A 13,884-nucleotide genomic window follows, 5' to 3' on the forward strand; every position below is an offset into this window, starting at 1 on the left:
GACGGTAGGGGCACGTTTGTGCGGGAGCGGGGCGACCGGGTGAACGACAGGTGAACCAGAGGTAGATGTACGGCAGTTGGGTGCGCGCCCCGACTCGACTCGATGCAGCCCTTGACGGACCAGGACCCCTAGTGTCCGCCCCTCCCCAAGATCACCATCTGGGGCCGCTAACCTTACGTGTCCGTCCTGGCCAGGGATCGACGGGCATCAACTCATCGCGAAGGGTTGCGCACATGGGCATTCTCACTCTCCTGCGGAACGCGTTCGGCCGGTCACGCAAGGGGCGTACCGCCGAAGCAGAGGGTGCGGTCTCTTCGCCGGAACCCCAGCGAACGGTTCCGTCCCCGTCGCCGGAACCCCAGCCGACGGCTACCGCGCAGGTGCCGGAACCGCGGGTTTCGGAACCGAGCGCGCCGGAGGCGTCGTCGCCGGAGCCGGCACCGGCGGACAGGGCCGAGAAGTCGGACAACTCGGACAAGTCAGAGCACGAGCTGGTCTCGGCCGCCTTCGACAACGTCACGGTGCCGAAGCCGGCGCAGCCGGTGGATACGGCGGAGACGGCGGCGGAGACGGCGGCGGAAGCGGCGGTGGCTGAGGAGCCGGTCACCGAAGAGCCGGTGGTGGAAGCGCCGGTCGCTGAGGAGCCGGTCACCGAAGAGCCGGTGGTGGAAGCGCCGGTCGCTGAGGAGCCCGTGGCGGATACGTCGGTGGCTGAGCAGCCTGTGGCGGATACGTCGGTGGCTGAGGAGGCCGTGGCGGAGGCGGCGGCGGTCGAGGAGCCGGTTGCCGAGGAGCCTGCTGCCGAAGAGACCGTCGCCGACGAGCCCGTCACGGAGACGGCCGTGGTCGAGGAGCCGGTCGTAGAGGAGCCGGCTACCGAAAAGCCTGCTGCCGAAGAGCCCGTCACGGAGACGCCGGTCGCCGAAGAGGCCGAGCCGGTCGCGGAGACCCCCGTCGACCAGGAGACCGTCGTAGCAGAGCCTGCCGCGGAGACCCCGGTCGCCGCAGAGCCCGAGCCCGAGCCGGTCGTCGAGGAGCCAACCCCGGTTGCCGCAGCCGAGGAGGCCGCGCCCGAACCGGAGCCGGTCGCCGAGGTCGCGCCCGAGCCGCACGACGAGCCCGCGGCCGCCGACGGCGAGAACGCCCCACAGGGGCCACTCGCAGCCGACGACGAAACCAGCACGGGTGGTGCGGGTGGGAACACGGACGCCGAAGGCGAAGCCGAGGCGACGCCTGCCACAGACACCCCCGCGGCCGCCGACGGCGAGAACGCCCCGCAAGAACCACTCGCAGCCGACGACGAAACCAGCACGGGTGGTGCGGGTGGGAACACGGACGCCGAAGGCGAAGCCGAGGCCCCGACCCCGCCCCTCCCCGCCGGCCTCCTCACCGCCTACAAGGCCGCCCGAACCGCCCTCCAGAACCGCGACCTCACCACCACCCGCGCCAAGGTCTACCTCGTCCTCGACCGCTCCGCGAGCATGCGCCCGTACTACAAGGACGGCTCCGCCCAGGCCCTCGCCGAGCAGACCCTCGCCCTCGCCGCCCACCTCGACCCCGAGGACACCAAGGTCCACGTCACCTTCTTCTCCACGGAGGTGGACGGCACCGGCGAGCTCACCCTCCCCGACCACGAGAACAAGATCGACGACCTGCACGCGGGCCTCGGCCGCATGGGCCGTACCAGCTACCACGCCGCCGTGGAGGACGTCCTCGCCCACCACGGCAAGGAAGCCCCCGGCACCCCCGCCCTGGTCGTCTTCCAGACGGACGGCGCCCCCGACGCGAAGACCCCCGCCACCCACGCCCTGACCGAGGCGGCGAAGAACCACCCCACCGTCTTCTTCTCCTTCGTCGCCTTCGGTGACCCGGCGAACAAGGCCTTCGACTACCTCCGCAAGCTGAAGCTGGACAACACGTCCCACTTCCTGGCCGGCGAGACCCCGAAGGAGCTCACGGACGCGGAGATCTACGAGGGCATCCTCGCCACGTGGCGCCCGTGACGCCGTAGCACCGCCCAACCGTCGGAGACAAGCGGCCGCCCCTTCCACCCCTCAAAACAGGAAGCGGGCGGCCCACCCATGTCGGCTACCATTTCGAGGTTCCTAAAACAACCCCGACCTGGGAGCAGCCCCCGATGGCTCGACACCTCATCACCAGCGCCCTTCCGTACATCAACGGAATCAAGCACCTGGGCAACATGGTGGGGTCCATGCTCCCGGCGGACGTGTACTCCCGGTACCTCCGCCAGCGCGGCCACGACGTCCTCTACATCTGCGCGACGGACGAACACGGCACCCCGGCCGAACTGGCGGCCAAGGAGCAGGGCCTCCCCGTGGCGGACTTCTGCGCGCAGGCGCACGACGCCCAGAAGGCGGTCTACGACGGCTTCGCGCTGGCCTTCGACTACTTCGGCCGCAGCTCCAGCTCCCAGAACGTCGAGATCACCCAGCACTTCGCCCGCAAGCTGAACGAGAACGGCTTCATCGAGGAGCGGGCGATCCGCCAGGTGTACTCGCCCGCCGACGGCCGCTTCCTCCCGGACCGCTACGTCGAGGGCACCTGCCCCCACTGCGGCTACGACAAGGCCCGCGGCGACCAGTGCGAGAACTGCACCCGCGTACTCGACCCCACCGACCTGATCGACCCCCGCTCCGCGATCTCCGGCTCCACGGACCTGGAGGTCCGCGAGACCAAGCACCTCTTCCTCCTCCAGTCCAAGCTGCAGAGCGAGGTCATGGAGTGGGTCGCCCGCCACGACGGCGTCTGGCCGCACCTGGCGTCCTCCATCGCCCACAAGTGGCTCACCGAGGGCCTGCACGACCGCGCCATCACCCGTGACCTGGACTGGGGCGTCCCCGTCCCGGCGGACACGTGGCCGGAGCTGGCGGCCGAGGGCAAGGTGTTCTACGTCTGGTTCGACGCCCCGATCGAGTACATCGGCGCGACGAAGGAGTGGTCGGACCAGGACCCGGAGAACCGGGACTGGAAGTCGTGGTGGTACGACGTCGACGCCGACGTCCGCTACACGGAGTTCATGGCGAAGGACAACGTGCCCTTCCACACCGTGATGTTCCCGGCCACCGAGCTCGGCATCCGCGAGCCGTGGAAGAAGGTCGACTTCGTCAAGGCCTTCAACTGGCTGACGTACTACGGCGGAAAGTTCTCCACGTCCCAGAAGCGCGGCGTCTTCACCGACCAGGCCCTGGAGATCCTCCCCGCCGACTACTGGCGCTACTTCCTGATCGCCAACGCCCCGGAGTCGGACGACTCGTCCTTCACCTGGGAGCACTTCACGGCGACGGTGAACAAGGACCTCGCCGACACCCTCGGCAACTTCGTCAACCGCGTCCTGTCCTTCTCCCGCAAGCGCTTCGGCGACGACGTCCCCGCGGGCGGCGAGCCCGGCGAGGCGGAGGCGAAGCTCGGCGAGGAGATCGCCCGCCTCCTCGCCGAGTACGAGGAGCACATGGAAGCCCTCCAGTTCCGCAAGGCCGCCGCCGCCCTGCGCGCCCTGTGGTCGGCGGGCAACTCCTACCTGGAGGAGAAGGCCCCCTGGCTGGAGATCAAGACCGACAAGGACGGCGCCGCCCTCACCCTCCGTACCGCGATGAACCTGATCCACCTGTACGCGGTGGTCTCGGAACCGTTCATCCCGTCGACGGCGAAGACGATGCGCGAGGCCTTCGCCCTGACGGACGACACCGCCACCTGGGTGAGTGCCGACGAGGCGAAGTCCCTGACCGCCGTCCCCGCCGGCACCCCCTTCACCGTCCCGCCGGTCCTCTTCGCCAAGCTCACGGACGAGGACCTGGAGGCGTACAAGGAGCGCTTCGGCGGCGAGCCGGCGTAAACGATGTGAGGGCCGCTGCGAGGGTGTGATGGAGTGAGGTCATGACGTACTACGTCACGACCCCCATCTACTACGTCAACGACGCCCCGCACCTCGGCCACGCCTACACCACCCTGGCCGCAGACGTCCTCGCCCGCTGGCACCGCCGGCGCGGCGAGGACGTCTGGTTTCTGACCGGCACGGACGAGCACGGCCAGAAGATCCTGCGCACCGCGCAGCAGAACGGGGTCGGCCCGCAGGAGTGGGCCGACCGGCTGGTCCATGACTCCTGGCAGCCGCTGTGGCAGCACCTGGAGATCGCCAACGACGACTTCATCCGCACCACGCAGCGACGCCACACGGACCGCGTCCAGGAGTTCGTCCAGGACCTGTACGACAGGGGCGAGATCTACAAGGGCGGCTACGAGGGCCCGTACTGCGTGGGCTGCGAGGAGTACAAGCTCCCCGGTGAGCTGATCGACGGCGAGGGCGAGTACGCGGGGCAGAAGCTCTGCCCGATCCACCGCAAGCCGGTCGAGATGCTCCAGGAGGAGAACTACTTCTTCAGGCTGAGCGCGTACGCCGACAGACTGCTCGACCACTATGCGGCGAACCCCGACTTCATCCAGCCGGAGTCCGCGCGCAACGAGGTCGTCAACTTCGTACGGCAGGGCCTGCAGGACCTCTCCATCTCGCGCTCGACGTTCGACTGGGGCGTCCCGGTCCCGTGGGACGACAAGCACGTCATCTACGTCTGGGTCGACGCGCTGCTGAACTACGCCACGGCCGTCGGCTACAACGAGAACCCGGAGAAGTTCGCGTCGACCTTCCCGGCCGACGTCCACCTCGTCGGAAAGGACATCCTCCGCTTCCACGCGATCATCTGGCCGGCGATGCTGCTGGCGAACGGCCTGCCGCTGCCCGGCCGGATCGCGGCCAACGGCTGGCTGATGGTGGGCGGCGAGAAGATGTCGAAGTCCAACCTCACCGGGATCAGGCCACAGGATCTGACCTCGCACTTCGGTGTGGACGCGTACCGCTGGTACTTCCTGCGCGCGATCGCCTTCGGCCAGGACGGCTCGTTCTCCTGGGAGGACTTCACCGCCCGCTACACCAGCGAGCTGGCGAACGACTACGGCAACCTCGCCTCCCGCGTCACCGCGATGGTCGGTAAGTACTTCGGCGGCACGCTGCCGGAGGCCACCGCCGTCGGTGAGGCCGAGCAGGCGATCCACGACGGCCTGACCAGGGCGGTCGCCGAGGCCGACCGGAGGATCGGCGACGAGCTGGACTTCCAGGGCGGCATCGTGGCGGTCTTCGGCTTCATCAAGCAGGTCAACGGCTACCTCACGGAGCAGGAGCCGTGGAAGGTCGCCAAGGACGAATCCCCGGAAGGCCGGGCCCGCCTCGCGACCATCCTCTACACGGCCGCGGAGTCCCTGCGGGCCATCGCCGTCCTCCTCGACCCGGTCATGCCGGAGACCTCCCGGAAGCTCTGGGACTCCTTGGGCGCCGAGACATCCCTCGGCGCCCTCGCGGACCAGAGGATCCAGGAGTCCGGCGAGTGGGGCAGGCTGCCGGCCGGCACCACGGTCACGAAGGGCGCGGTGCTCTTCCCTCGTCTGGAAGAGGCGCCGGCTACTTGAGGACGCCGACGCCCGTCGTCGTCGCCAGCTCCGTGACCAGGTTCTTCGCCGAGGTCTGCAGGCCCGCCGTCAGCGCCGGCTTCCAGTTCACCGTCGTCTTGATCTTCTTCGAGCTCGCGGCGTTGTAGGCGGCTACGAGGTCGGTCGCCGTGCCGTTGACGAGGTTGCCGCCGCCGGCGATCGCGCCGGTGCCGTCGCCGCTCAGCAGCTTGGCGGCCTTGGCGCCGGCCGGCAGCCGCCAGGCGTTGTGCTCGGCGACGACCTGGGCCTTGGCGCGGGAGTCGATGCTGTACTTCGGCGCGTAGCCGTTGAGGGTGGTCGTGTCGTAGAGGTTGTTGTAGAGGTGGATCTGGCCGATGCGGGCCAGGGGCGCCCGCTGCACGATCCCCTTCCACACGTTGTGGTGAATGGTGACGCGCAGCTTGCCGGTGCTGTCGCTGTCGGTCGTAGGCCTTGAGGTAGGCGGAGAGGGAGTAGAGCTGGGCGCGGGTGCTGACGGTGTACGTGTGCGCGGAGTCGGCCTTGGCGCCACCCGTCGTACCGGAGCCGGAGGCCGCCCAGCCGTCCTTGGCGGGCAGGGTCTGGTGGTACAGGTCGACCGTCCCGGCGTTCCGTTCATCACGAGGACACCGGCGCCGAGGCCGGCGGCCGCGACGGCGGCGGTGCCGACGACGGTGCGGCTCGCGCGTCTGCGAGCCGGCCCGCGTGAGCGGGCGTCCGCCCCCTCTGTGGTCGCGAAGATCTGAAAGGTTGCCGTGAATTTCTTGGCTGACCGGTGATCAACCCGGGGACATCACGGGGATGTTGGCCATTGGCTTGGCATCGATCTCCCCCCACCGGCACCATGCCCCCGGCCACGACCGTAAGGTTTCCGCCATGGCAGTCCCAGAGGTCATCCCGATCGCCTACGAGCCGCACGGCCGTACCGAGGCGATCGGCTGTTACGCGGACGGGCAGTTCATGGGATCGGTCACGTACGCCTTCCCCAAAGGGTTCGAGCTCGAGGCCGGCTGGGAGGACCACAAACGCCTCTACTCGGTCCTGCACACCTTCGACGCCGACGGCAGGCACCGCGACTCGGAGATCTGGTGCGCCGGCACCTGGGCCGAGCAGCAACGCGCCCCGCACGGCCCGGAGTCCGTCCTCGCCCGCGCCCGCGCCCACCTGGCGACCATGCTGCGCAGCCTCCCCCGGCGCACCTACACCGACATCGCGATACGTCCCTTCCAACTCACCGTCGAGGGCGTGCTGTTCGGCCTGCTGACCGGAGAGGACGAGGGTGAGCCCTGGGCCGAGCTGTACCCCGACCACCTGGGTTTCGGGGCGCCCTGGGACGGTACGTACGACACCTGATCGTTTACGCCTCTATGCCTGGACACCCCCCAGGCGCTATACATTGCGAAGATCATGTGAAGCCATTAGTGGGGGGATCCATCCATGGCACTGTTCGGAAACGCGCACACCATCGATCAGGGGCAGGCGCAGCAGGACTACGCCCGTCTGCTGGGCCAGGGTGAGCAGGTGCACGCCGCGTACCTGCTGATACGCGACACCATCCTGTTCACCGACCGCCGTCTGATCCTGGTCGACAAGCAGGGCATCACCGGCAAGAAGGTGGAGTACCACTCCATCCCCTACCGCAGCATCACGCACTTCGCGGTGGAGACCGCTGGCACGTTCGACCTGGACGCCGAGCTGAAGATCTGGCTCTCGGGTTCGGCGACCCCGGTCCAGAAGACGTTCACCAAGGGCGTCGACATCTACGAGGTGCAGGCGATCCTGACGCAGTTCGTGGCGAAGTAGCCGCGAGGGGCGGTTCGGGTCCCGCGCCGGAACCGAACCGCCCCACCCAGGCATCAGGCGGCGTAGCCCAGGGCGAGCGCACCGACGATCGGGGCCGCGTACACCAGGGGGAACGGGATGTGCGCGTACCGGCGGGCCCTGGCCACGGTGACGGCGGCCCCGGCGAAGTAGAGCACCAACCCGGCACCGGCCACCGCCCCGATCATCGGCAGGAACAGCCCGGCCAGCAGCCCCACGGCTCCCGCGGCCTTGGCCAGCCCGAGCCAGGTCCACCAGGCGCGGGGCACCTGGTAGTCGGTCAGCGCCTCGACGATCCACCGGGCCCGCAGAAGCAGGACGGTGCCGGAGAATCCGGCCATCAGCGCGGCAAGAACAGTGACGACGACGTGGGCGACATGCATGGCGGGGCTCCTCGACGAGTGAAGGCCGGTACGACGGTGTTTCCGTCACCTGCCTGACGCCGGGCGCCGGAAGAGTGTGACGGAGACGTCCACTCGTCATGGACGTGAGGTGGACCACACCTGTACGGCGGCATGTTGGCGCCGGGCCGATACGGACGCCGCCGCGATAATCGGGGCACCATGCTCCCGCCCCCGCCTCGCGATCTGCTGACCGACATCCTCACGGTCGGCGCCCGCTACCCGCTCGTCCTGGCCGGCGACTGCGCGGTCCGGGCGCACGGTCTGGCCCCGGAACCCTCTCGGGAGACGGTCCCCCTGGAGCTGGCGACGGAAAACCCCGAGCCGATGGACCAGATCGCGGCCATGGTCCGTTACGGCCTGACGGAGCGAGGCCGACGGGTACGTCCCCTGGAGACCGACCCGCTCTCCGCCCGCATGCTCGTCACGGACCCCGACACGGGTGAGGAACGTACGGTCGACCTCCTGAAGGAAACCTTCTGGCGCCCGCCGGTCATGACCGACCTCGGCCCGGCGCTCGCTCTCGAGGACCTCATCGGCACGAAGGTCCGCGCCCTCACCGACCGCGGCGCCGCCCGCGACCTGATCGACGTCCACGCCGCCGCCGCTCACTGGAGCTTCCCCGACCTGGAGGAACTGGGCCGCCGTCACGCGTGGGACGAACTGGACCTGGCGGACCTCCAGTCCCGCCTGGAGGCGACGGAACTCCTGGACGACAGGGAGTTCACGGCCCGTGGCCTCGCCGAGGAGTCGGTGGCGTCGCTGCGCGGGTGGGCCCGGGCGTGGGCCGACGACATCGCGGAACGGCTCCTGGAGGAGGAGGCACTCAGGCCGCCGACGGAGGAGTGACGAGGCCCGGGTGACGGGCCCTGCCGCCCCTCTTCTCACCTGCGGGAACACCATCCCCTCCAACCCCACCCCCTGGTAGGATCCGGCCACTTGTGCGAGGGCACGTGCCCTCGTAGGGGAGGGAAACTCACGTGGGCAGACACGCCCTGAGACGGGGCGGTCGGGCCGCTCTTGTCTCTGCGCTCACGGTCGCCGTGGCGGCCGGATCCATCACCTTGTTCTCCGGGACCGGGGACGGCGGGGGCTCCGCGCAGGCCGCCATCAGCACCACCGCGGCCACCGCCGGCGCGGCCACCGGCACCGCCGAACTCGGCTTCGACGATCCGCGGAACGAAACCCGCCGCTCCGACCGCCTGCTCTCGGCCGGCGAGACCGGCTTCCTGCACCGGCAGGCCGGTACCGCCGGACTCCTGTGGACCGACTACGACGACGGCACGACCGTCACCGTCCAGGGCCCGTTCGGCGTCTACAAGCCGACGACCACCTCCTGCTGGGACATCGCCGTGCGCTGCCCCTCGGGCATGTACGGGCAGGGCACCGACACCGTGGCGCTGCCGGACCGCACCTACACCGAGCCGGTGTCCCTGTGGCGCCCGGACGGCAGCGCGCTGCAGACCGTGGACCTGGGGTCGACCGACTACGTGGGCACGTACGGCAGCACGGTCGTCGGGGTCGACCGGGAAGGTGTCTACAACGGCGAGAGCTTCGACGGCACCCGGCTGTTCCTCTTCGACCTCGTCGACGGCAAGGTGCGGCAGCGCCCGGTGACGGGTTACCCGTCCGAGCGGCACTGGTGGTCGGACAACTCCCGCACCGGCGACGACACCGGCATGATCTTCGCCTACCCCATCCCCGACGCGGTCGGCGGCATCGCGTCGTACTCCGTCGGCTACCTCGACTTCGCCACGGCGCAGTTCACCACGGTCTTCACCGACCTGCCCACCAAGCCGGAGCTCGTCCTCACCGACGACCGCATCGGCTGGTACACCGTCTCCGGCGGCCTGCACCTGAAGCCGCGCGCGGACCTCACCGCCGAGGAGACGGTGCCGGTGGCCGCCGGGTTCGCGGGATCCGGCTACCCCACGCTCGTCGGCGACTGGCTCATGATCACCACCGACAGCCGCGTGTACGCCGTGTCCCTGACCAACGGCACCAACAAGACCCTGCTGACCAGGTCCTACGGCACTCCGCTGGCCACCCCTGACGGCAGTGCCCTCGTCACCGGCGGCACGGACGCCGCCGACTGGTGGATCCAGCGCGTCTCGATCGGCACCGACGGCACCCCGCAGCTGCAGAAGCTGTACAAGGTCGCGCCGTACGAGAACCCCAAGACCGGTCTCGCGCTCAGCCGCGGCAGCCTGCGCATCGCCGAGGAGAACCCCGGCAGCAGCATGGACACGACCTCGCTGCGCACGCTCACCACCAACGGCGGCACCGAACTGACCGCGTCCGCCGCGACGGACGGATCGTCGATCATGCCGGTGTGCCCGTACCCGGGCGCCGACTGTTCCGCGATGTGGGGCAACTACACCGGCAAGCCCCGGGACGCCTACCTCGAGACCTTCGACGACTCCAACGAGGGCGGCACCGGGCTGAACAACGTGGACCGGGTGGCCCGCACCGGTGACGGATCGGGCGTGCCCGACCTGGAGTTCGGCACCCGGGACGGCGGCATCGTCGACGTCTCCGACGACTACGCCGTCTACAACTCCGGCGGCGACACCGCCATGCAGTACGTCGGCCAGTTCGGCTGGGGCCAGCAGCTCAAGCGGTCCGTCCGCGCCGCCGCCCTGAACGGCTCCACGCTCTGGAGCGCCACCGCCACCTCCGGACAGCTCACCTCGTACAGCCTGGCCACCGACAAGACCCTCGCCACGGTGACCGTCCCGGGCCTCGGCTGCGTGCCGAGCGAGCTGCAGGCGGCCGGCCGGTGGGTGTACTGGGCGTGCGGGACGGGCTCGGCGGGCGTGTACGACACCCAGGCGGCCACGTCGCGCCCGGTCACCCCCGGTGATGTCCTCCTCGGCGACGGCTTCACCGTCCGCCACGACCACGACGCCGACCAGCTCGTCCTGACCGAGGCGGCCACGGGCACGACGCGGGTGATCGCCTCCGGGCTGCCCGACAGCGGGCTCGCCGTCGACCGCCGCTACCGCTGGGCGGTCGACGAGTACACGGGTCTGGTCGCCTGGTTCGACGCGTACGAGCAGACGCACGTCGCCACCACCGGCGTGACCCCGTCCGCGGTGACGGCCTTCGAATCGGAGGCCACCTACTACGTGTCCCCGACGGTGCCGTTCACCGGCCGGTGGCTGCCGTCCCGCCCGGTCACCTCCTGGTCCCTGACCTTCACCTCGGTCCAGAGCGGCGCGAACGGCAAGGCCACCCGCACCGTCACCGGCGGCGCGTCCCCGGCGTGGATCTCCGCGGACTGGGACGGCAGGGCGGCGGACGGGAGCCTCTTCCCCAACGGCCGGTTCACCTGGACCCTCAAGGCGACCGGCCTCGGCACCTCCACCCCCGTCACGCTGACCGGCGGCGAGGGCCGCCTGACCGGAGGAGCGCCCGTACGCCGGGACTTCACCAGCCCCGACGGCCCCGACGGCCGCGGCGACCTGCTCACCCTGAACTCCTCGGGCGGCCTCACCTTCCACAGCGGCACCGGCACGGGCAAGGTCAACGCGAAGTACACCGGCACGGGCTGGGCCACCGGCATCACGGCCGTTCCCTTCGGCGACCTGAGCGGCGACCGCTGCAACGACGTCCTGGTCCGCTACAGCAGCGGCGCCCTGCGCCTGTACAAGCCGGGCTGCGGAAAGGCCGTGACGCCCTCCACGTCGTACACCACGCTCGCGAGCAGCGGCTGGACGCAGTACAACGCACTCACCTCGCCCGGCGACATCAGCGGTGACGGACGCCCCGACCTGATCGCCCGCCAGGCCTCCACCGGCACGGTCTACCTCTACAAGGGCACCAGCACCGGCAAGCTCGCCGCCCGAGTGAAGCTCTACGACAACTGGAAGGGCTACAAGAAGATCGTCGGCGTCGGCGACATCACCGGCGACGGCAGGCCCGACCTCCTCGCCCAGGACACGGCGAACACCCTCTGGCGCTACAACGGCAAGGGCGACGGCACCTTCGCCGCCCGCGCGAAGCTGTTCACCAACTGGGGCGGCAACTACAACGTCGTCGTCGGCATCGGCGACATCACCGACGACGGCAAGGCCGACATCGTCTCCCGCGACACCAGCGGCAACGTCTGGCGCAACAGCGGCGACGGGAAGGGGTCGTTCGGCTCGCGGGCACAGATCGCGAGCGGATGGAGCGGCTACAAGTCCTTGAGCTGACAGGCTCGGTGAAGCGAAAGGGGGGCGGTCCTTCGGGGCCGCCCCCACCACGCCGCACACAGAGCGCTGTAAGCAACATGGGTATGGGCTGTGGCTACCTGTGAAAGCTGAAAGGGCCCGGAACCGTGATCGGTTCCGGGCCCTTCCTCGACTGCCTGCTGCCGCCTACTTCGGCTGCGGCTTGCGCACCGACAGGTGCAGCTCCTTCAGCCGCGCCTCCTCCAGCTCCGTCGGCGCGCCCATCATCAGGTCCTGGGCGTTGCCGTTGAGCGGGAAGGCGATGGTCTCGCGGATGTTCGGCTCGTCGGCGAGCAGCATGACGATGCGGTCGACGCCGGGCGCGATGCCGCCGTGCGGCGGGGCGCCGAAGCGGAAGGCGCGCAGCATGCCGGCGAACTTCTCCTCGACGGTCTCACGGTCGTAGCCCGCGATCTCGAAGGCCTTGAGCATGATCTCCGGCTCGTGGTTCCGGATCGCGCCGGAGGACAGCTCGACGCCGTTGCAGACGATGTCGTACTGCCAGCCCAGGATGTCCAGCGGGTCCTGGGTCTCAAGGGCCTCGAGACCGCCCTGCGGCATGGAGAACGGGTTGTGCGAGAAGTCGATCGCGCCGGTCTCCTCGTCCTTCTCGTACATCGGGAAGTCGACGATCCAGCAGAACCGGAAGACGCCCTCCTCGAAGTGCCCGGCCCGCTTGGCGGCCTCGACCCGCACCGCGCCCATGATCTTCGAGACCTCGTCGAACTCGCCCGCGCCGAAGAACACGGCGTGACCGGCCTCCAGGCCGAGGCGCTCGGTGAGGACCTTGACGTTCTCCTCGGTGAGGAACTTGGCGATCGGGCCGGTGAGGGAACCGTCCTCGGCCACACGCACCCAGGCCAGGCCCTTCGCGCCCTGCGAGACCGCGAAGTCACCGAGCTGGTCGAAGAACTTCCGAGGCTGAGCGGAGACGTCCGGCACCGGCAGCGCGCGCACGTGCTTGCCGGCGAACGCCTTGAACTCCGAGCCCTCGAACACGTCGGTGATGTCGACGAGCTCCAGCTGGGCACGCAGGTCCGGCTTGTCGGAGCCGTACTTCAGCATCGCCTCGCGGAACGGGATCCGCGGGAACGGGGACGTCACGTGACGGCCGTTGCCGAACTCCTCGAACAGCTCGGTCATCAGCTTCTCGACCGGCTGGAAGACGTCCTCCTGCTCGACGAAGCTCATCTCGATGTCGAGCTGGTAGAACTCGCCCGGCGAGCGGTCGGCACGCGCGTCCTCGTCACGGAAGCAGGGCGCGATCTGGAAGTAGCGGTCGAAGCCGGAGATCATCAGCAGCTGCTTGAACTGCTGCGGGGCCTGCGGCAGGGCGTAGAACTTGCCCGGGTTGAGTCGGGAGGGGACGACGAAGTCGCGGGCGCCCTCGGGGGAGGTCGCGGACAGGATCGGCGTCGCCATCTCGTTGAAGCCCAGCGCCGTCATCTTGTGGCGGATCGCCGAGATGACCGACGTACGCAGCAGGATGTTCTTGTGCATGCGCTCGCGGCGCAGGTCCAGGAAGCGGTACTCCAGGCGCCGCTCCTCGTTGACCCCGTCCTCGGTGTTGATCGTGAACGGCAGCGGGGCGGCGGCGCCGAGCAGCTCGACCTCGCCGACCTCGACCTCGACCTCGCCGGTGGGCAGGTCGGGGTTGATGTTCTCGGTGCCGCGGGAGACGACCTTGCCGTCGATACGGACGGTCGACTCCTTGGAGAGCTTGTCCAGGGCCTCGTACGCGGGCGTGCCGGGACGGGCGACGAGCTGCGTGATGCCGTAGTGATCGCGCAGATCGATGAAGAGGATGCCGCCCAGGTCGCGCCGATTGTGCAGCCAGCCACTCAGCCGGACGTCGGTGCCGACGTCAGAGGAGCGGAGCTCGCCGCAGGTGTGGGACCTGTACCGATGCATCGTCGTTCATCCAGTCTTCGCGGATCGGGGGGCTTGTTTCACGTGAAACTCCCCCCAAG

9 protein-coding genes and 1 pseudogene are annotated in these 13,884 nt (G+C 69.5%); 7 read left to right on the top strand and 3 right to left on the bottom strand.

From position 1 onward, the window contains the following. Positions 1-233: 233 nt before the first annotated feature. The 3 genes from IF78_RS0137085 to metG (IF78_RS0137095) all read left to right on the top strand — a co-directional run bounded on the left by IF78_RS0137085 (position 234) and on the right by metG (IF78_RS0137095) (position 5,478). A complete protein-coding gene (locus IF78_RS0137085; protein WP_031498663.1) occupies positions 234-2,003 on the top strand; it encodes a VWA domain-containing protein in 1,770 nt (589 codons plus the stop codon). Between the two features lie 134 nt (positions 2,004-2,137). Further along, positions 2,138-3,853, top strand: coding sequence for a methionine--tRNA ligase (metG, locus tag IF78_RS0137090; protein ID WP_031483188.1), 1,716 nt, complete (start codon positions 2,138-2,140; stop codon positions 3,851-3,853). 41 nt (positions 3,854-3,894) lie between these two features. Then, positions 3,895-5,478, top strand: coding sequence for a methionine--tRNA ligase (metG, locus tag IF78_RS0137095; protein ID WP_031483190.1), 1,584 nt, complete (start codon positions 3,895-3,897; stop codon positions 5,476-5,478). Here the strand turns inward: metG (IF78_RS0137095) and IF78_RS45490 are convergent. After that, positions 5,471-6,220: pseudogene (locus IF78_RS45490) on the bottom strand (pectate lyase family protein). The gene metG (IF78_RS0137095) and the pseudogene IF78_RS45490 overlap by 8 nt on opposite strands. Before the next feature lie 134 nt (positions 6,221-6,354). Between IF78_RS45490 and IF78_RS0137105 the strand changes: the two are divergent. Together IF78_RS0137105 and IF78_RS0137110 are read left to right on the top strand one after the other, a co-directional pair. Then, positions 6,355-6,831, top strand: coding sequence for a hypothetical protein (locus IF78_RS0137105; protein WP_031483192.1), 477 nt, complete (start codon positions 6,355-6,357; stop codon positions 6,829-6,831). Positions 6,832-6,915: 84 nt separating this feature from the next. Then, on the top strand, positions 6,916-7,281 hold the full coding sequence (locus IF78_RS0137110) for a PH domain-containing protein (protein WP_031483194.1): 366 nt from the start codon (positions 6,916-6,918) through the stop codon (positions 7,279-7,281). Between the two features lie 53 nt (positions 7,282-7,334). On the opposite strand, the gene IF78_RS0137115 is transcribed toward IF78_RS0137110, so the two are convergent. After that, a complete protein-coding gene (locus tag IF78_RS0137115) occupies positions 7,335-7,682 on the bottom strand; it encodes a DoxX family protein (protein WP_031483196.1) in 348 nt (115 codons plus the stop codon). A 180-nt stretch (positions 7,683-7,862) separates the two neighbouring features. Between IF78_RS0137115 and IF78_RS0137120 the strand changes: the two genes are divergently transcribed. Both IF78_RS0137120 and IF78_RS0137125 read left to right on the top strand, forming a co-directional pair. Then, on the top strand, positions 7,863-8,549 hold the full coding sequence (locus tag IF78_RS0137120; RefSeq protein ID WP_031483198.1) for a nucleotidyl transferase AbiEii/AbiGii toxin family protein: 687 nt from the start codon (positions 7,863-7,865) through the stop codon (positions 8,547-8,549). 194 nt (positions 8,550-8,743) lie between these two features. After that, positions 8,744-11,896, top strand: a complete 3,153-nt coding sequence (locus IF78_RS0137125; RefSeq protein WP_051828485.1) for an FG-GAP repeat domain-containing protein — start codon at positions 8,744-8,746, stop codon at positions 11,894-11,896. A 165-nt stretch (positions 11,897-12,061) separates the two neighbouring features. On the opposite strand, the gene aspS is transcribed toward IF78_RS0137125, so the two are convergent. Continuing rightward, positions 12,062-13,825: an aspartate--tRNA ligase gene (gene aspS, locus IF78_RS0137130; protein ID WP_031483202.1), complete on the bottom strand. Its 1,764-nt coding sequence runs from the start codon at positions 13,823-13,825 to the stop codon at positions 12,062-12,064. Positions 13,826-13,884: the final 59 nt, after the last annotated feature.

Origin of the sequence: Streptomyces bicolor (assembly GCF_000719285.1) — a bacterium.
In the GTDB taxonomy this organism is placed as follows: Bacteria; Actinomycetota; Actinomycetes; order Streptomycetales; family Streptomycetaceae; genus Streptomyces; species Streptomyces bicolor.

Bases quoted from the DNA above. Each gene is read 5' to 3' on its own strand.
- IF78_RS0137085 (WP_031498663.1), top strand. From the start codon at position 234: ATGGGCATTCTCACTCTCCTGCGGAACGCGTTCGGCCGGTCACGCAAG.
- metG (WP_031483188.1), top strand. From the start codon at position 2,138: ATGGCTCGACACCTCATCACCAGCGCCCTTCCGTACATCAACGGAATC.
- IF78_RS0137115 (WP_031483196.1), bottom strand. From the start codon at position 7,682: ATGCATGTCGCCCACGTCGTCGTCACTGTTCTTGCCGCGCTGATGGCC.
- IF78_RS0137105 (WP_031483192.1), top strand. From the start codon at position 6,355: ATGGCAGTCCCAGAGGTCATCCCGATCGCCTACGAGCCGCACGGCCGT.
- metG (WP_031483190.1), top strand. From the start codon at position 3,895: ATGACGTACTACGTCACGACCCCCATCTACTACGTCAACGACGCCCCG.
- IF78_RS0137110 (WP_031483194.1), top strand. From the start codon at position 6,916: ATGGCACTGTTCGGAAACGCGCACACCATCGATCAGGGGCAGGCGCAG.
- IF78_RS0137120 (WP_031483198.1), top strand. From the start codon at position 7,863: ATGCTCCCGCCCCCGCCTCGCGATCTGCTGACCGACATCCTCACGGTC.
- aspS (WP_031483202.1), bottom strand. From the start codon at position 13,825: ATGCATCGGTACAGGTCCCACACCTGCGGCGAGCTCCGCTCCTCTGAC.